Source organism: Paenibacillus abyssi, from assembly GCF_014640295.1.
Taxonomy (GTDB): domain Bacteria; phylum Bacillota; class Bacilli; order Paenibacillales; family Paenibacillaceae; genus Paenibacillus_D; species Paenibacillus_D abyssi.
This window is the reverse complement of sequence record NZ_BMGR01000009.1, coordinates 144,261-161,682: the sequence shown is the minus strand read 5'-3', so window position 1 is coordinate 161,682 and position 17,422 is coordinate 144,261. Positions and strand designations below refer to the sequence as shown.

Sequence of the window (17,422 nt, the reverse complement as noted above, 5' to 3'; positions counted from 1 at the left end):
CATGGTAAAATGGTACATTAAACACCCGAAAATTAGGAGTGACGTTTCGTGAACGAACAACAGGCGCCAAAGCGTTCAATGTTTGCACCCATCGTGCTTGTATTGTTAGTGATGAGTATGACGGGAAATGTGCTTTTGTATTCCCAGAAGCTTCATACTGACCTGAGCAAACGCGAGGAGCGCGGTGAACGAATTATTATGTCTGCTTGGGACAGCAAGCTGCATATCGACTCTCTTCTGGAGCAGGTAACGCGTTTGTTGGAATCGACTGACGTTAAAGAACGCATTGAAGCAAAACAAGGCATAGGCTTTGCCTTTCAGAAGTCTTCGGCAATCAGCGCGTTTGTCGAAGAGGCTCAGGCGAAAGAGCCCCGGGAAACGGCGGGCGGGCAGCGCGATGCTTCTGCTTTCATCTCGGACATTGAGCTTTCTCTAAGAAGTATTGCCAATCACGAGGATGCATTGACAGCAGAAGAGAGGGCTTACTTGACCTTGGTTAAGGACATCTACACCAAGCTCCAAGAGCCGATCCACCGGTTTAGTGTGACGGAATTAACCGAGCAGAACGCTTTGACCACTGAAAATGGCGGACAATGGATCGAGCTTGCATACAGCATGCTCTCGATTATGAATGAACAAGAAGAGATGTTGTATGACGGAGTGAATCAATAAAGAGCCGTCTCAAAAACAGAAAGAGAGATTTAATATGAGCCCAGATCAAGTGGAACAATTTAAAAGGATTAAAAATGATATCACCCGATTCATGATGATGTACAAATTCGCATTAAGCGAATTGGAGACCAAGATTGAAATCCTTAACGAGGAATTTCATCTGCTGCATGATTATAATCCGATTGAACATACCAAGTCCCGCTTAAAATCACCTGAGAGCATTTTGAAAAAGCTGTACAGAAAAGGCGGGGACATTACATTTTCAAGTATAAAAAGCAATATCAAAGACATTGCGGGATTACGCATCACATGTTCTTTTATCTCAGATATTTATTGGGTAAGCGATATGATGAAAAATCAAAGTGACCTGAGAATACTGGAAGTCAAGGATTACATTAAGAACCCCAAGCCTAATGGTTATCAAAGTCTTCATCTATTAGTTGAGGTGCCGGTTTTTATGTCCGATCGGCAAGAGCATGTATGCGTAGAAATTCAAATTCGCACGATTGCCATGGATTTCTGGGCGAGCCTGGAACATAAAATCTTTTATAAATACAATAAGTCGGTGCCGCCTCAGCTTCTTGAGGAGTTGAAAGAGGCCGCTGAATCAGCAAGCGCCTTGGATCATAAGATGGAACGGCTTCATCATGAAGTGGAAGCGATAAAGGCGGGCTCGGACGATGCGGGAGAGGAAATGAAGCGGCTCATCATTGATAATCAGCAATTTACAATTCCGGCCGCTTTATTGGAGCTCATCGGTGACGGACAAATTTTAGATAATGACTAAATGATAGTTCAATAAAGGGGCAGTCCAAACGTCATAACAGAGATGACGTGGGCTGCCCCTTAATATACAGTGCTAATTGTTTATCGTGATTTAACAAGCTGGCGATTCGCCGTCCGCGCTTCAGAGGCGATCATCTCAGCAACGCGGCGCGCGCTGGAGAATGCACGCTCAGCCAATTCGCCTTTACCTTCACAACCGTCACCACAGAAATAGAAAGGAACGCTTTCCATGCGATTGGGCAGCAATTGGTTGCCGGCGATGTTTTTGACGCTCTGGACCATCGCTTTCTTGGATACGCGTTTAACGGCAATCGCCTCCCGCCAACCGGGATAATGACGGTCAAACAAGGCTTCCATCTGGGCGGTTTTTTCTTCAAGATAGGCTTTGCGATCGGATTCATTCTCAAAGGATTCGTCGCTTAGATAGGCGATCCCTTGCAGCAGCTGGCCTCCGCTTGGCACAAGCGTATGATCGGTAGCCGATACGTCGGTTATGAACATTTTGTGGTTCATATCACTAATATAGCTGAAAGGCCGGGCGACAACCCGTTCCAATCCGACGTCATATACCATGACCTCGGTCGCGCTGTTTTTCTCGTAAGGGCCCATAAACGGCTCCCAGGGCGTATCTTTGAGCAGCTTTACAACCTGCTGTGCAGGCATTGCAAAGATAATACGGTCAAACGCGGACTCTCTAGACTTAGTTTTCAATATATACTTGCCCTTTTCATAACGGATGTTCTCCACGCCTTCCTGCAGCGCGGTCTCCCATCTGCCGGAAGTATCCATTTTCGCGCGCAATTGGTTCGTGATGACCGCCCAGCTGCCGAGGATATAGTTAACCGGCCGTTGGGATAAAAACAAATTATGATAATAAGTGCTGATTACATGTCCAGGTACACGCCTTGCGTCCTCTGGAGCGATAAAGAAGTTGGAGCATACCAAGTGTTCCCAAAGCTCTTTAACATCCTCATCCGCGTTCGAGTCGGCCAGATAATCCCCAAGCGTGTCATAATTTTTAAGCTGATGGATATTGGCGATAATGGCGGTGATTTCAGCTGCGAACCGGACCTTTTGCCGGGCATTCAGAATATCCGTTTTGACCAGATTGACAAAGTCAAGCGGGGCAGGCGTCAAATGTTCGTGTTTCTCATACATGACCTTACGTTTGTCCACTTGCTTGCTGCTAAATGACAACCCGAGCTCTTTTTCCATTGAGCTGATGGTATGACGGTCAAGGCCATAGATTGCATGGGCGCCGTAATTCAGGGTGAATCCGGATTTTTCGTAAGTAAATGCGCGGCCTCCAAGCTGGGGGCTTCGCTCAAACAGTACACCGGATATTTCAGGCAGCTCCGATAAATATGCGGCAGCCGTTAACCCGGCTAAACCGCCTCCAATAATCGCAATGTTCATCTTTGGTTCCTCCATTATGCCTTCGGGCAAAATAAGATCGGGAAGCTCTGCTGCTTCCAATGTGCTCAGGCTGCGCCACGCATAGGCGAATTGGCGGCTTAACAGATCATGCAGGTCAAGGTTCGTATTTAGCGTCCAACGCGTCACAGCGCCGATGTAAACAGAAACGAGAAACTCAGCTTTCAGCCGGCTTCCCAGCAAGCTGCCGATCTCCGTCGTTATCCGCTCATGCAGCAGTTGTTCCGCGTTCTTTAACTGTTCATGCTCGAACTGCAGCGCCTGAAGGCTTGTCACGAGCTTCGGCGATGCCGACAGTAAAGCTGCCAGTTCGATAAATAAGCGCAAAATTTTGCGTTCGGGAGCGCTGCTTGACTGAAACGCCTGCTGCCCCCATTTTGTAACGAGCTCCATGAGCCTTCGAGGCAATTCGGCAAGCAGCTCGTCTTTGCTGCTGAAGTAATGATAAAACGTTCCTTTTGAGGTGCCGGTTGCAGCGATAATATCATCGACAGAGACTTGCTCGTAACCCCGTTCATGAAATAGCTTCAGTGCCGTTTCAGCGACCAATTCCCGCTTTTTACGAGTTGAAGCCCGCATGGCACGCATCCGGCAGCCGCTCCTCTCATAAATAATTCTTATGTTATATATTATAATTCGTTATGAGCAATGAATCCATGCCAAATTAGACTGATAGTCTAATCAATTTGAGATGAATCGGAGTTGTAGATGATTTACGATGTGTTTCGCGTTGTTTTTTCAAGAATTTAAGAATCCTGGCGTATTGGACGAGCTTTATGTTTTTGGTATGATGATACATAATGATGAAAGATTTAAGGGGGCAGATCCGAATGGATTGTATTTTTTGCAAAATTATCGAAGGAACGATTCCTTCCAACAAAGTGTTTGAGAACGACAAAGTGATCGCATTTCACGACATCCAACCTGCGGCTCCGGTACATGTATTAATTATTCCAAAAAAACATATTCCTACGATGAATGATGTAGGCGAGGAGGATGGCGAGTTAATCGCGGAGATTTTCTCCGCGGCGCGGCAAATCGCCAAAGAGATGGGAGTTGCTGAGTCAGGCTACCGCTTGATTAACAATTGCAATGCCGAAGGCGGACAGGTGGTTTATCATCTTCACTTGCACTTGCTGGGCGGTAAAAAACTTGGTTCACTGCTTGGCAACGAAGCGAGTTGACACTACCTTTCATTATCATCTATAATGAAGTGTGATAAACCGTGTTGTTGTTCTGGACGGTCTGTTTTGGAGGGAGGGAAAACTGGTGTCTGAAACGAAAGTTCGCAAAAATGAGACAATTGATGCTGCACTTCGTCGCTTCAAACGCTCCATCGCGAAGGACGGTGTTTTGGCCGAGGTCAAAAAACGCAAGCACTACGAAAAGCCAAGCGTCAAGCGTAAGAAAAAGTCCGAGGCTGCGCGTAAAAGAAAGTTTTAGGAGGATCCTTCCATAATGAACCTGAGCGAACGATTAAACGACGATATGAAACAAGCAATGAAGAGTCAGGACAAGTTCAAACTGTCCACGATTCGAATGGTCCGGGCGGCGATAAAAAATCAAGAAATTGATTTGAAGAGACCCCTGGACGATAATGAAGTGCTTGAAATCCTGAGTCGTGAAATCAAGCAGCGTAAAGATTCCCTCCAAGAATTTGAAAAAGCCGGCCGTGAAGATTTAGCGACTAACGTCGCCGCAGAAATAGATATTATTAGTGTTTACCTGCCCCAACAGCTAACTGAAGAAGAGATCAAAGTGATTGTACAGCAGACCATCCAGGAATCCGGTGCTTCTTCCAAAGCCGAGATGGGAAAAGTCATGAGCGCCTTGATGCCGAAGGTAAAAGGCCGCGCAGACGGTAAACTAGTAAATCAGCTTGTTCAGCAATTTCTGCAATAGATCATGCCAAGAACATCCCCGAATAACGGGGATGTTCTTTTTTATACACAAAAGTAACATTTTTCAGCATGCTATGAAACAGGGGATTTAATGTATACGCTTATGTCCTCCTAATAGCAATTATGAAACGAATGTGAGCTTAAACACGTATTAGAGAATACTAATCAAAAAGGAGGAACCTGACTTGCCCTCGATAAGAATGAAATATTGGCTCACCCGCGTTCCGCTAATGCTGATGCTGGCGGTCATGATGGCCGCAGCCCTGGTTGTCCCATTGACGGCTGCCGCAGCTTCTGAATCAACTTCGTCTCCAGCGGCAAACGGGCCGGCCGTATATGTCATCCCTGTGGAGCAAACCATTGAATCGGGTTTGCAAGCGTTCTTGGAGCGCAGTTATAAGGAAGCTGAGGAAGCGCAGGCGGAACGCGTCATTCTGGTTATCAATACGTTGGGCGGCCGGGTCGACAGCGCCGATGAGATTGGAAATCTGATCCGCAGCAGCAGCGTGCCTACCGTTGCTTATGTGCAGAACAATGCGATATCGGCCGGTGCCTATATTGCTCTAAATGCAAAGCAGATTGTGATGAATCCGGCCGGCAGCATTGGTTCAGCTGCAGTGGTGGATGCGGCCGGAACGCTGATCGATAACCCGAAGACCATTTCTTATTGGTCCCAAAAAATGTCGACAGCAGCGGAAATGAACGGGCGCGACGGTTCAATCGCAATCGCAATGGTTAATCCCGATGCTGTTGTGGAGATTGAAAGCTTGAATGTAACAAAAGAAAAGGGAGAAATTTTGACGCTGTCCGCGCAAGACGCGCTTAAAGCGGGGTATGCCGAACATTTGGCTGATTCGGTTGATGAAACGCTCATGTGGCTGGGCCTGGATCAACGAACTGTCATTGAATTAAAACCAAGTCCGGCGGAACAAATCGCCAGATGGGTGACTTCACCGGTTATTATGACCTTATTGCTCATTATCGGGATTGCCGGCGTTGCAATCGAACTGATCGTGCCAGGCTTTGGGTTACCGGGAATTCTGGGCATTGTATCGTTTGGCCTGTATTTCTTCGGTCATTACATTGCCGGTTTTGCCGGTATGGAATCTGTAGTATTGTTTGTGGTCGGTATCGCTCTGCTCGTCATCGAACTGTTTGTACCGAGCTTCGGCATATTGGGCATCCTAGGCATTACATCCTTAGTTTCGGGGGTTGTTATGGCGGCTTATGATACTAGTGATGCATTGACTTCACTACTAATCGCTTTTGTTATCGCTGCGGTCATTGTCATTATTTTTACTGTGATCTTCAAGAAAAGAGGCGTCTGGAACAAGTTCATTCTAAGCGACCGCCTCACAAATGAAGAAGGATATGTGCCTGCAGCGTCAAAGGAAATGTTGCTTGGCAAGTTAGGGATTACATTGACACCGCTTCGTCCGTCAGGGACAATAGAAATCGGAGATGAACGGGTGGATGTGGTCACATCAGGTGAGTTTGTCGGAAACGGGAAGCAAGTCAAAGTGATAAAGGTGGAAGGAACCCGGGTAGTTGTAAGAGAAGTAGAGTAAGTACACTAATTCACACTATTGGAGGGGTTATACGAATATGGATCCGTTGATTACGTATTTGGTTGTTGGTGTCATTGTTTTTGTTGCACTCGTCGTGTTCTTGAATTTTTTCCCGGTGATGCTCTGGATTTCCGCGCTGGCTTCGGGTGTCCGAATCGGAATTATTACACTTGTTGCTATGCGCCTTCGCCGTGTTGTACCTTCTAGAATCGTCAATCCGTTGATCAAGGCAACAAAAGCAGGGCTTGGATTAACGATTAATCAATTAGAGAGCCATTTCCTGGCCGGCGGTAATGTTGACCGCGTTGTCAATGCGTTGATCGCAGCGCAGCGCGCCAATATCGAGCTTGAATTCGCCCGCGCGGCTGCGATCGATCTTGCTGGCCGTGACGTTCTGCAAGCCGTGCAGATGAGTGTCAATCCGAAGGTGATTGAGACGCCTGTCGTTTCAGCCGTTGCTAAAGACGGGATTGAAGTAAAAGTTAGAGCGCGTGTTACCGTGCGTGCCAATATCGACCGGCTCGTCGGTGGTGCCGGTGAAGAAACAATTATCGCCCGTGTCGGCGAAGGTATTGTCAGTACCAACGGTTCGGCTAATTCTCACAAAGACGTGCTTGAAAATCCGGATCTAATCTCTCGTACCGTATTGGGTAAAGGGCTTGATGCGGGAACTGCCTTTGAAATTCTATCCATTGATATCGCGGATGTCGATGTAGGCAAAAACATCGGTGCATACTTGCAAACTGAACAAGCGGAAGCTGACAAGCAAATCGCCCAGGCAAAAGCGGAAGAACGCCGCGCGATGGCCGTCGCTCAGGAACAAGAGATGAAAGCGCGCGTTGTAGAGATGAGAGCGCGAGTCGTAGAGTCGGAATCTCAAGTGCCGCTTGCCATGGCGGATGCGCTCAAAAGCGGAAAGCTGGGCGTAATGGATTATCTGAACATGAAGAACATCGAAGCCGATACTCATATGCGCGGTACCATCGGCGGCAAACCGGCAGAGGGACCGAATAGCGATAATGAGACCCGTTAACATACGGGGAACAGATTGCTCTAATGCCGCTTAGTATCGGGAGGTGATCGCTTGGATAGGTTAATTGAGTTTATAATGAGTAACTTGCTTTACGTCGTGATCGTCGCTGGTTTTCTGTTATCTCTGTTCGGCAAGAACAAAAAAGGGAACCGGATGCCGGATTTCGGCGGTGATGGAAGGCAAGGGCAAGCTCCTGCGCAGCCTGCCGGGCCACGGCGGGTGGAGCAGGAGCGCCCAAGCCAGCCTATGTATCAGCAGAGAGAACCTGTGCCCCCGGCTGCAGATCCGCAGCCGACCATCAGCTATCCGATCCCTTATACGCAGCCATCCGTTTCAAGCAAGGAGTATACCGTTGAACCGCGACCGAACGTCCGGTTAGAGCGAACACGGACGGACAAGGCGATGGTGAATAATACATCGTCGCTGGCTGAACCAGGGCAGCGGAATCCGGGCAGGGAAGAACTGCGTAAGGCCGTGCTGTGGGCTGAGATTTTGGGTCCGCCTCGCGCTAAGCGGCGCAATGTACGCTAACTAAGCAGTAACGATATATTGTATAGAAATGGGCTGCCCCATAAGGTCTAATGACCTGTGGGGCAGCTTTTTTTTGCGTATGTCAGCGCAGGCGCGCCGGCGGGTGAAAGTCCCTGGTACACCGGTTAAAGCCTGATAGCCGTTTCTGACTTAATCCTCATATTTTGTGTGTCAGCCGCATATTTTTTAAAGTACAGGAGGGGGGACTTTACCTGCATGCGCCGAATTAGCCGTAAAATTCGAAAATTGACCGCTGAAATCCTTGATCTGCCGCAGGACGTCGTGTTCGACTTGCCCCGAATGACGATGATCGGCGACCGCCAGCTGTATATTGAGAACCACCGGGGAGTCCTTCATTTCACGTCTGATAAGCTGAGGCTCGCTCTAAGCAAAGGTGAGCTGGAGGTAACCGGAAACGGGCTTGCGATCCGCGCGATATGGACGGAGGAAGTGTTCATAGAGGGCCAGATTATACAAATTCAAATTTTGAATTAGGAGGGACGAATGGTGAATGTTTCATGGCTGCAAACGATAAAGGGAGTTGTAACGGTGCGGATTCGCGGCGATCAGCAGGAGATGCTTGTCAATGAAGCGACGGGTACCGGCATAAGGCTGTGGTCCATACGCCGGACAAGCAATGGCGAGTTGGAGTGTGAACTGTCCGTAGGCGACTTTTTTCGTCTTCGTCCTTTTCTCAAGCGGACAAGCTGTCGAATGCATGTCGTTGCTAGACGCGGGCTTCCTTTTTGGTTGAATAGATTGGAGCGGCGCAAATTTTTTGCAGCCGGTCTTTTCTTGTTTATGGCGGGCATGTATCTGCTCTCTTCCTTGGTCTGGAATATTGAAGTGAAAGGGAATATGAAGCTGACGGAAGAGCAGGTGCTGTTAGCGGCAAGGCAGGAGGGCATCTACCCGTTCCAGTGGTCCTTTCGTCTAGATGATGCTGATGTATTGTCCAAAAACCTTGTTCGGAAGCTGCCTGGAGCCGCCTGGGTTGGCGTGCAGCAGCATGGGACTAAAATTATTATCGAAGTGGTCGAGAACACAGTGCCGGAGCCGCTGCCCTTATACAGCCCGCGTCACCTCATTGCCTCTGTTGATGCCGTAGTGACCGAGGTGAAGGCAGAGGCCGGGCGCCCGGTCGTCAGCAAGAACAAAAAAGTCAAACGCGGTGATATCCTCATCTCTGGAACCATTGGCGCCGGTGAGAACACCCAAACTGTAGTTGCAAAGGGCCAAGTAAAGGGACTTGTGTGGCATGAATATGCCATTTCCTCCCCGTTGGCGCAAAAAACGAAGGTCTATACCGGCAGCTCCAAAACAAGGTGGCATCTTCTGATCGGTGACCGTACGCTGCAGATCAGCGGGTACGGAAAACCTTCTTTTGAAAAATATGAATCCGTGAAGATTCAAGAACAGCTGTCCTGGCGCGGCTGGAGCCTGCCATTAGGCAGAGTTAAAGAGCGGCTGATGGAGATGCGCGAAGATACACGAACACGGTCTGAAGAGGAAGCGATAGCGCTTGGATTGCTGCAGGCCAAAGCCGATATTGTCTCAAAAGAAGGGGCTGACGCAAAGATTGTCGACCAAAACATTTTGCATCAAAAGACGGAGAATGGTAAAGTTTATATGAAAGTGTTTTTTGAAGTCGAACAATCGATCATTGAGGAAATGCCCCTAGTCCAAATGCAAGGAGAATGAGGCTTTGCTAGAGAAGACAAAAGTCGTAAAAATCCCGCTGTTGAGCGCAGCGGAAGGATTGGCCGTATTCGGCCCGCAGGACAAGTATTTGAAGTTGGTGGAACAGCAGACGGAATCGTCCATCCTGTCAAGGGATGCTGAGATTGTGGTGACTGGACCGCAGCAGGAAGTCGATTCACTTGAGCAATTGTTCACCGTGCTGCTGCAGCTCGTTCGCGGAGGTTATTCACCGTCTGAGCGTGATATCGCCTATGCTTTGGATTTAGCCCGGACTATGCAGGCCGAACAGCTGCTTGATCTGTTCAAAGCCGAAATAACGACAACGTACCGCGGAAAGCCGATTCGTGTCAAAACGATCGGTCAGCGCCATTATGTGAAGACCATTCGCAAGAAGGATATTGTGTTCGGAATCGGTCCGGCTGGAACGGGCAAAACCTACTTGGCGGTAGTACTGGCGATCGCAGCGCTTAAAGAAGGATCGGTAAAACGCATTGTCCTGACCCGCCCTGCAGTGGAAGCTGGAGAAAGCCTGGGATTTCTGCCCGGGGATTTGCAGGAGAAAGTTGATCCTTATTTACGTCCGCTGTATGATGCGCTTCATGATGTAATGGGACCTGATCAGTCAGCCAAGGCATTCGAGCGCGGATTAATTGAAGTCGCGCCGCTGGCATACATGCGTGGACGAACGCTTGATGATTCGTTTATTATTCTGGATGAAGCCCAGAATACCACACCGGAGCAGATGAAAATGTTTTTGACAAGGCTGGGATTTGGTTCGAAGATGGTGATCACGGGAGACGTGACGCAAATCGATTTGCCGCGAGGCAAAAACTCCGGCTTAATTGAAGCCTCAAGAATTTTGCAAGGCATTGAAGCAATAGGCTTTATCACTTTCTCTGAGTCCGATGTCGTACGTCATTCCCTCGTTCAACAGATTATAATGGCTTACAATCAGGATCTGGAAAAACAACGATAGAGAGGAATGTGCCCCGTATGAACCGAAATCAGGTCACAAACCGGACGATCTCTCCATCAAGCAGGGCAGCGGGCTGGAAACACAGCAAGGGGGTTCGCTTGCTGCTGCTGTGTTTGTTCGTGCTCCTTTTCTATTTTAGCCTGTCGCCGCATCTCGTTCCAAAAACGTATAATATACAGCTGAACGAGTACAGTGACCGAGATATTCGCGCCCCGAAACAATGGGAAGACGAGAAAGCGACACTGATCGCCAAGCAGGAAGCGGCAGAACGTGTACAGACCGTATTTAACATCGTTGCGCTTCGTAATGAAAATTTGGTCGATCAGATCTTTCAACGCATGGAGCAAATCAATAAGGACAGCCAAGTAACACAGCAGAATAAAATCGATATTTACCGCACGGAGATTCCGAGGCGTTACTCCACCTATGTGGATGATTTCGTTCGAACGAACAGAGCAAGCGGTACATACAATGCTACGCTGCTTGAAGAGATGGCGAGAATCGTTAAAGATCAGCAATATACGATTCCTGAAGAAACCTTTTATAAGCTTCCCCGGTTAACCGCGGAACAATTAAGCGAGATGAGAACGGTAACGCGCGATATTGTCCGGGAACTGATGAATGAACAGCTTCGCGAAGCGGAAACCGCGCGCACAAAGGTAGCCGAACTTGTGAACGCAAGCTCGCTATCCGACCGGACGCAGCGGGAAATCGTTCAGGAGTTGGCCAGATATGCCCTTATGCCCAATAAGTTCGCTGATAAAGAAGCGACGGATGAAGCGCGTGTGCTGGCGCAGGAGAACACGCCGAAAGTGGTCATGAATGAAGGCGATATCGTCGTTAAAGATGGCGATCTCATAACACAAGAGGTATATGAACGCTTGCAGGCGCTCGGACTTCTCCAGAGTAAGAAATCGTATTGGCCGCATCTTGGCGTGCTGATGCTGTCAGCATTGTTCGCACTCGTTCTTTATCTATTTTTATCGCATAAATCAGGGGCATCATTAAGTCCGGCCAAGTCCAGCTACAGCAATTCAGAACTATTGATGCTGCTGTTGATCTTTTTCTTGAACCTCATGATTATGCAGATCATCGGCATCACTCAGACGCAGAACACCTCTTTTATAGGTTATCTGGCGCCGGCCGCCATGGGTACGATGCTTATCGTGCTGCTGCTTGATTTTCACTTGGCGATGATAAGTTCCATCCTGTTTGCGATGATTGGCAGCGTGATGTTTAACGTAAGCCAGGATCGGATCTTTGATTTTAATTATGGGTTTATCATTATCGTTGTATCCTTCGCCGCCCTGTTCTCTATTCACCGTGCGAGCCAGCGGTCGACGATATTGAAAGCGGGCATCATGGTCAGCTTATTCGGTTCGATAGCATTGCTTGCGCTTATTATGGTTGGAGAACCGATTGAACGCAGCGATCTGCTCTATTCGGTTGGTTTTATTTTCGCAAGCGGACTGCTGACCGCCATTTTTGTCATCGGGCTTATGCCGTTCTTCGAAGTCACATTTGGCATATTGTCAGCATTAAAACTGGTCGAATTGTCCAATCCGAATCACCCGCTGCTGCGAAAGCTGCTTACGGAAACACCCGGAACCTATCATCACAGCGTGATGGTCGGCAATTTGTCGGAAGCTGCGGCAGAAGCGATCGGGGCGAACGGGCTGTTATGCCGGGTCGGATCGTTTTATCATGACATCGGCAAAACAAAACGCCCAAGCTATTTTATCGAAAATCAAAGTAATATCGAAAATCCGCATGACTCCATTGATCCAAAGCTTAGCAAGTCGATTATTATTGCCCATGCGCGCGACGGTGTGGATATGCTTAAAAGCCACAACATTCCGAAGCCGCTGCGCGACATTGCAGAGCAGCATCATGGGACAACCTTTTTGAAGTTTTTCTTCCATAAGGCCTTGAAGCAGGCGGAGGAGCAAGGGATCGAGCCGGACTTTACAGAGGATGATTTCCGTTATCCGGGTCCGAAAGCCCAGTCGAAGGAAGCGGCCATTGTTGGGATCGCGGATTGTGTGGAAGCGGCGGTACGAAGCTTGCGCAACCCGACGATGGAGCATGTGGAGTCCATGATCAACAAAATTATCAAGGGCAGGCTTGAAGATAATCAATTCAATGAATGTGATCTGACGATGAAAGAATTGGATAAGATTGCACAGACACTGAAAGAAACCGTCATCGGCATCTTCCACTCACGCATTGAATATCCCGAAGATGTGAAACCAAAGGAGCGGCTAACATGAGTTTGCAACTAGAATGGAATAATGAACAAGAAACCATCGACCTGCCGAAGTCGTTCGTTGAGCGTTTGGAGCAACTGCTAAGGCTGGCTGGGGAAGCCGAAGGGATCGCGGAGGGAGAAGTGGCGTTAACTTTTGTAGACGATGCGGAAATTCACCGGTTGAACAAAGATTACCGGGGCATTGACCGGCCTACGGATGTGCTCTCATTCGCGATGCAAGAGGAAGGCGAGGATGAGCCGGACATTGTATTTGAAGTGGAAAGCGAAGATGAACAGGATCCATTTTCCGGCATGCTCGGCGATATTATTATTTCGGTTGAAAGGGCGAAGGCGCAAAGCGAGGAATACGGGCACTCTTTGGAAAGAGAGCTCGGCTTTCTGTTTGTTCATGGATTCCTCCATTTGCTCGGTTATGACCATCAAGACGCTGCCAGCGAAGCTGAAATGACTGCCAAGCAGGAAGCGGTTCTACAGAAAGCTGGTTTGCACCGATAATGCGACATTTCTTGCGTAGTGTAGGTTATGCGGCGCAGGGGTTTGGTTTTGCGGTACGGACTGAGCGGCATATGAAAGTGCATTTAGGGGCAGCAGCAGCAGTGTTCGTGCTGGCTGCCTTGCTTGATTTATCGCCATTGGAATGGGCGGTATTGATTGGGGTTTGTTCATTAGTCATCGCAATGGAACTGATGAATACCGCCATTGAGAAAGCCGTTGATCTGACGATGCCTCAGCGCCATCCGCTTGCCAAAACGGCGAAGGATGCGGCAGCGGCAGCGGTGCTTGTCACCGCGATCTTTGCGGTTGTGGTCGGAATATTGATCCTCGGCCCTCCGCTGCTTGAAACGTTAACGCGATAAGGAGGCGAATTGTCGTGGCACAACAGCAATTAGGTGAACAAGAGAAGTCGCTTTTGCACGCGGCCGCAGAAGCAAGATTAAGAGCTTATGTGCCTTACTCGGGGTTTCCTGTAGGCGCTGCGCTGCTTGATCAGGATGGCCAAGTCCATTACGGCTGTAATGTCGAGAACGGGGCCTATGGGCCGACGAATTGCGCGGAAAGGACAGCATTATTCAGAGCGATTGCGGACGGGACGCCTAAAGGGGCGTTTCATGCCATTGCAGTTGTAGGCGATACGGAAGGACCGATCACCCCATGCGGGGTATGCCGCCAGGTAATGGCTGAGCTTTGTCCGCCGGATATGCCCGTAATTATGGGCAATCTCAAAGGAGATTGGCATATCGCAACCGTATCGGAGCTGCTGCCCGGCGCATTCGTGCTGGATACAGGTAAGAGTGGAAAGGGGAAGTAAAACTATTGAAACAGGATAACAATGAGAATAAACGTTTTCGCTCCGGCTTTGTAGCGATCGTCGGACGCCCGAATGTCGGGAAATCAACCTTGATCAACCAAATTATCGGGCAGAAGATTGCGATCATGTCGGACAAGCCGCAAACGACACGCAATAAAATTCATGGCGTCTACACTACAGAAGGGGCGCAAATTGTCTTTCTGGATACGCCGGGCATTCATAAGCCGACCTCCAAGCTTGGTGATTTCATGGTGCGGTCCGCGGAGAATGCGCTAAGTGAAGTGGATGCTGCTCTGTTTCTCGTCGATGTTGCGGAAGGGTTAGGCGGAGGAGACCGTTTTATCATCGAGAAGCTTAAAAAGACAAATACGCCGATCGTGCTTGTGCTTAATAAAATCGATAAGGTTCACCCTGAAGCGCTGCTGCCGATTATTGCACAGTATAAAGATCTGCATGATTTTGCGCAGATCGTTCCGATCTCCGCGCTGCAGGGCAATAATGTGCAGGCGCTGCTGGACCAATTGCTGCAATATTTGCCGGAGGGGCCGCAGTATTACCCTGCGGATCAAGTGACGGATCACCCGGAGCAGTTCGTTTGCGCAGAGTTGATTCGCGAGAAAATATTGCATATGACGCGCGAGGAAATTCCTCATTCGATCGCCGTAGAAATCGAGGATATGCGTGTTAAAGATAACGGAGTCGTCTATATCGGGGCGGTTATCTATGTCGAACGGGACTCGCAAAAGGGTATTGTCATCGGCAAAAACGGCGCGCTGCTTAAGGAAGTCGGCAAACAGGCGAGACAGGATATTGAAACGCTGCTGGGCTCAAGAACATTCCTTGAGCTGTGGGTCAAAGTGAAGAAGGACTGGCGCAATCAGGACCGGGTGCTCAAGGATCTTGGGTTCCGCAACGATTAATAGCCGATGTGAAGGGATTCAGGAGCTCCCTTTAATTCACTAGGATAACCACATCTCGATCATCACATCCTAATACCGGGAAGTATCATTCTCAAGGGGAAAGGATGGACTACATCTTATGCGGAATTTTTCATGGACGTATTTTGCGATGACCGGGGATGTGGATGCTTTTCTGTTATACAAAGAAGTCGATCAGCTCGCAGAGCATGGGTCGGCGGGAGATTTACAGGCCGCAGCTGAGGAAACGGAAGCGGAGATCAGCTTAACGGAGTAAATGGGATAGTGGGGGAGTACAATGCTGTACCGGGTCGAAGGCATCGTTATCCGCAGCATGGATTACGGGGAAGGCAACAAAATCGTAACCATTCTTACAAATACACATGGCAAAGCAGGAATTGTCATACGGGGCGCAAAAAAACTAAAAAGCCGCCATGGATCGTTAGCTCAGCTGTTCACCCATGCGGAATTCGTTTTTTTTAAAAAGAGCGGCCTCGGTACGCTTAATCATGGTGAGATTATTGAATCTCACCATGTTCTGCGTGAACAGCTTATGATGGCGGCTTATGCTTCCTATGCAGTAGAGCTTGTCGATAAAGCGCTCCAGGACGATGAAGCGGGCTCCTATGTTTTCGAACAGCTAAAGGCTTGTTTGAAGGCGCTCGCTGAAGAGAAAGATCCACAGATTACGATTCATTTGTTCGAGATGAAAATGATGGAGGCGGCGGGATACGGCCCGGAAATGGATGCTTGCATCAGCTGTGGCAATACTGACGGCGAGTTTTCCCTCAGTTATCGCTTAGGTGGAATATTGTGCCGGAGGTGCTCGGACAAGGATCCTGCACGGCTTGAATTGGGCGAAGGGGCACTTAAGCTTATGCGATTATTCCGAAGAATGGATATGCGCCGCCTTGGAAACATTCAAGTGAAGGATGCGACGAAAAAGGAACTGAAAACGGGCATGAGGCAGCTGATGGATACGCATATGGGCCTCACGCTTAAATCACGTTCCTTCCTCGACCAAATGGATCGTTATCCGATCTGAGTGGACAAGAACTGCCGTGATAGAATGAACCTTGTGTTGACATTACACAGGCAAAAGGGTTATAATACTTCATTATCAATATCGGACAGTGATGGAGAAAGTAAGCGTTGGAGCTCTTGCGGCAGCAGCGAGCCGGGGATAGTGCAAGCCCGGGCAAGCCAACGATGAAAGGCGCTCCGGAGTACGAACTCGAAAACAAAGTGGGTTTACGGTTGAACGGAGCTTTCCGTTCCCAGCAATACCGGAAACCAAGTAGGGTGGAACCGCGGGAGCAACTCCCGTCCCTACGTCTGGCTGCAGACGTAGGGACGGGGTTTTTTTGTCCTTGTTCCGGTTCGGATGCGCCTTTCGCCGTACAAACGGCAAACAGCCTTTCAATTGGATAAGGAGTGTGGAGAGTATGAATTTTCAAGGAATGATTCTCACCTTGCAGCAGTTCTGGGCAGAGCAAAATTGCATTCTCGTTCAGCCTTATGATGTCGAGAAGGGAGCGGGTACGATGAATCCGATGACCTTTCTGCGATCGATCGGTCCCGAGCCGTGGAATGTTGCCTATGTAGAGCCGTCAAGAAGGCCTGCCGACGGCCGTTACGGCGAGAACCCGAACCGGCTGTATCAGCATCACCAATTCCAAGTTATTCTAAAGCCATCCCCTGATAACATTCAGGAGCTGTATTTAGAGAGCTTGAAGCGACTCGGAATCGATCCGCTTCATCATGATATCCGTTTCGTGGAGGACAACTGGGAGTCGCCGACGCTTGGCGCATGGGGACTAGGTTGGGAGGTATGGTTGGATGGGATGGAAATTACCCAGTTTACGTACTTCCAGCAAGTCGGAGGCATTGATGCTGTTCCCGTAGCGGTAGAAATTACTTATGGCATGGAGCGGTTAGCTTCTTATATACAAGACAAGGAAAATGTATTTGATCTGGAGTGGGTCGATGGCGTAACGTATGGGGATGTTTTCCTTCAGCCGGAGTTTGAACACTCCAAGTACACCTTTGAAACATCGGATACGGCGATGCTGTTCTCTTTGTTTGCAATGTATGAAGAGGAAGCGAAGAAGACGATGGAGCAGAAGCTTGTTTTCCCGGCGTATGATTATGTCCTGAAATGCTCCCATACGTTTAACCTATTGGACGCGCGCGGAGCAATCAGTGTGACGGAGCGTACCGGTTATATTATGCGTGTTCGGAATTTGGCTCGTTTATGTGCGGCTACCTACCTGGAGGAACGTGAACGCCTCGGGTTCCCGCTGCTTAAGAAAGGAGTGGAATAAG

General features: G+C 48.9%; 20 protein-coding genes. 19 read left to right on the top strand and 1 reads right to left on the bottom strand.

Going from position 1 to position 17,422, the window contains the following annotated elements; all coding sequences use genetic code 11:
- Nucleotides 1-48 precede the first annotated feature (48 nt).
- Nucleotides 49-672, top strand: coding sequence for a hypothetical protein (locus tag IEW11_RS14790; protein WP_188531827.1), 624 nt, complete (start codon nucleotides 49-51; stop codon nucleotides 670-672).
- Between the two features lie 34 nt (nucleotides 673-706).
- The gene (locus IEW11_RS14785; RefSeq protein WP_188531826.1) at nucleotides 707-1,459 is read left to right on the top strand and encodes a GTP pyrophosphokinase; all 753 of its coding nucleotides are present in this window, start codon (nucleotides 707-709) and stop codon (nucleotides 1,457-1,459) included.
- Nucleotides 1,460-1,539: 80 nt separating this feature from the next.
- Here the strand turns inward: IEW11_RS14785 and IEW11_RS14780 are convergent, their stop codons facing one another.
- Nucleotides 1,540-3,480 carry an FAD-dependent oxidoreductase gene (locus tag IEW11_RS14780; RefSeq protein ID WP_229725302.1) on the bottom strand — a complete coding sequence of 647 codons (1,941 nt, stop codon included), beginning with the start codon at nucleotides 3,478-3,480 and terminating at the stop codon, nucleotides 1,540-1,542.
- A 242-nt stretch (nucleotides 3,481-3,722) separates the two neighbouring features.
- Between IEW11_RS14780 and IEW11_RS14775 the strand changes: the two genes are divergently transcribed.
- The 17 genes from IEW11_RS14775 to glyQ all read left to right on the top strand — a co-directional run bounded on the left by IEW11_RS14775 (nucleotide 3,723) and on the right by glyQ (nucleotide 17,421).
- Nucleotides 3,723-4,076 carry a histidine triad nucleotide-binding protein gene (locus IEW11_RS14775; protein WP_188531825.1) on the top strand — a complete coding sequence of 118 codons (354 nt, stop codon included), beginning with the start codon at nucleotides 3,723-3,725 and terminating at the stop codon, nucleotides 4,074-4,076.
- An 85-nt stretch (nucleotides 4,077-4,161) separates the two neighbouring features.
- Nucleotides 4,162-4,335 (top strand): 30S ribosomal protein S21, encoded by a 174-nt coding sequence (gene rpsU / locus IEW11_RS14770; RefSeq protein WP_005547957.1) that lies wholly within the window; start codon nucleotides 4,162-4,164, stop codon nucleotides 4,333-4,335.
- Between the two features lie 15 nt (nucleotides 4,336-4,350).
- Nucleotides 4,351-4,794 carry a GatB/YqeY domain-containing protein gene (locus IEW11_RS14765; RefSeq protein WP_188531824.1) on the top strand — a complete coding sequence of 148 codons (444 nt, stop codon included), beginning with the start codon at nucleotides 4,351-4,353 and terminating at the stop codon, nucleotides 4,792-4,794.
- A 199-nt stretch (nucleotides 4,795-4,993) separates the two neighbouring features.
- A complete protein-coding gene (locus IEW11_RS14760; protein ID WP_188531910.1) occupies nucleotides 4,994-6,361 on the top strand; it encodes an NfeD family protein in 1,368 nt (455 codons plus the stop codon).
- A 37-nt stretch (nucleotides 6,362-6,398) separates the two neighbouring features.
- Nucleotides 6,399-7,394, top strand: a complete 996-nt coding sequence (floA, locus tag IEW11_RS14755; protein WP_188531823.1) for a flotillin-like protein FloA — start codon at nucleotides 6,399-6,401, stop codon at nucleotides 7,392-7,394.
- 51 nt (nucleotides 7,395-7,445) lie between these two features.
- Entirely contained in the window at nucleotides 7,446-7,925 is a 480-nt protein-coding gene (locus IEW11_RS14750; RefSeq protein ID WP_188531822.1) for a YqfB family membrane protein, read from the top strand.
- Between the two features lie 216 nt (nucleotides 7,926-8,141).
- Nucleotides 8,142-8,420, top strand: a complete 279-nt coding sequence (yqfC, locus tag IEW11_RS14745; protein WP_188531821.1) for a sporulation protein YqfC — start codon at nucleotides 8,142-8,144, stop codon at nucleotides 8,418-8,420.
- Between the two features lie 12 nt (nucleotides 8,421-8,432).
- The gene (gene yqfD / locus IEW11_RS14740; protein ID WP_229725298.1) at nucleotides 8,433-9,626 is read left to right on the top strand and encodes a sporulation protein YqfD; all 1,194 of its coding nucleotides are present in this window, start codon (nucleotides 8,433-8,435) and stop codon (nucleotides 9,624-9,626) included.
- Between the two features lie 4 nt (nucleotides 9,627-9,630).
- Nucleotides 9,631-10,602 (top strand): PhoH family protein, encoded by a 972-nt coding sequence (locus tag IEW11_RS14735; RefSeq protein ID WP_188531819.1) that lies wholly within the window; start codon nucleotides 9,631-9,633, stop codon nucleotides 10,600-10,602.
- A gap of 17 nt (nucleotides 10,603-10,619) precedes the next feature.
- On the top strand, nucleotides 10,620-12,872 hold the full coding sequence (locus IEW11_RS14730; RefSeq protein WP_188531818.1) for an HD family phosphohydrolase: 2,253 nt from the start codon (nucleotides 10,620-10,622) through the stop codon (nucleotides 12,870-12,872).
- Nucleotides 12,869-13,366: an rRNA maturation RNase YbeY gene (gene ybeY / locus IEW11_RS14725; RefSeq protein ID WP_188531817.1), complete on the top strand. Its 498-nt coding sequence runs from the start codon at nucleotides 12,869-12,871 to the stop codon at nucleotides 13,364-13,366. Before IEW11_RS14730 ends, ybeY begins: the two co-directional genes overlap by 4 nt.
- Nucleotides 13,367-13,377: 11 nt before the next feature.
- Nucleotides 13,378-13,728, top strand: a complete 351-nt coding sequence (locus tag IEW11_RS14720) for a diacylglycerol kinase family protein (protein ID WP_308422742.1) — start codon at nucleotides 13,378-13,380, stop codon at nucleotides 13,726-13,728.
- Nucleotides 13,729-13,742: 14 nt separating this feature from the next.
- A complete protein-coding gene (gene cdd, locus IEW11_RS14715; protein WP_188531815.1) occupies nucleotides 13,743-14,180 on the top strand; it encodes a cytidine deaminase in 438 nt (145 codons plus the stop codon).
- Nucleotides 14,181-14,185: 5 nt separating this feature from the next.
- Complete coding sequence (gene era, locus IEW11_RS14710) at nucleotides 14,186-15,100, top strand: GTPase Era (protein WP_188531814.1); 915 nt, start codon at nucleotides 14,186-14,188, stop codon at nucleotides 15,098-15,100.
- 118 nt (nucleotides 15,101-15,218) lie between these two features.
- Nucleotides 15,219-15,374, top strand: coding sequence for a YqzL family protein (locus tag IEW11_RS14705; protein ID WP_188531813.1), 156 nt, complete (start codon nucleotides 15,219-15,221; stop codon nucleotides 15,372-15,374).
- Nucleotides 15,375-15,395: 21 nt separating this feature from the next.
- Nucleotides 15,396-16,142, top strand: coding sequence for a DNA repair protein RecO (gene recO / locus IEW11_RS14700; RefSeq protein ID WP_188531812.1), 747 nt, complete (start codon nucleotides 15,396-15,398; stop codon nucleotides 16,140-16,142).
- A gap of 400 nt (nucleotides 16,143-16,542) precedes the next feature.
- Nucleotides 16,543-17,421: a glycine--tRNA ligase subunit alpha gene (gene glyQ / locus IEW11_RS14695; protein WP_188531811.1), complete on the top strand. Its 879-nt coding sequence runs from the start codon at nucleotides 16,543-16,545 to the stop codon at nucleotides 17,419-17,421.
- Nucleotide 17,422: the final 1 nt, after the last annotated feature.

Bases quoted from the DNA above. Each gene is read 5' to 3' on its own strand.
- IEW11_RS14730 (WP_188531818.1), top strand. From the start codon at position 10,620: ATGAACCGAAATCAGGTCACAAACCGGACGATCTCTCCATCAAGCAGG.
- IEW11_RS14780 (WP_229725302.1), bottom strand. From the start codon at position 3,480: ATGCGTGCCATGCGGGCTTCAACTCGTAAAAAGCGGGAATTGGTCGCT.
- IEW11_RS14765 (WP_188531824.1), top strand. From the start codon at position 4,351: ATGAACCTGAGCGAACGATTAAACGACGATATGAAACAAGCAATGAAG.
- recO (WP_188531812.1), top strand. From the start codon at position 15,396: ATGCTGTACCGGGTCGAAGGCATCGTTATCCGCAGCATGGATTACGGG.
- IEW11_RS14705 (WP_188531813.1), top strand. From the start codon at position 15,219: ATGCGGAATTTTTCATGGACGTATTTTGCGATGACCGGGGATGTGGAT.
- IEW11_RS14760 (WP_188531910.1), top strand. From the start codon at position 4,994: ATGAAATATTGGCTCACCCGCGTTCCGCTAATGCTGATGCTGGCGGTC.
- yqfC (WP_188531821.1), top strand. From the start codon at position 8,142: ATGCGCCGAATTAGCCGTAAAATTCGAAAATTGACCGCTGAAATCCTT.
- IEW11_RS14785 (WP_188531826.1), top strand. From the start codon at position 707: ATGAGCCCAGATCAAGTGGAACAATTTAAAAGGATTAAAAATGATATC.
- ybeY (WP_188531817.1), top strand. From the start codon at position 12,869: ATGAGTTTGCAACTAGAATGGAATAATGAACAAGAAACCATCGACCTG.
- floA (WP_188531823.1), top strand. From the start codon at position 6,399: ATGGATCCGTTGATTACGTATTTGGTTGTTGGTGTCATTGTTTTTGTT.
- glyQ (WP_188531811.1), top strand. From the start codon at position 16,543: ATGAATTTTCAAGGAATGATTCTCACCTTGCAGCAGTTCTGGGCAGAG.
- IEW11_RS14775 (WP_188531825.1), top strand. From the start codon at position 3,723: ATGGATTGTATTTTTTGCAAAATTATCGAAGGAACGATTCCTTCCAAC.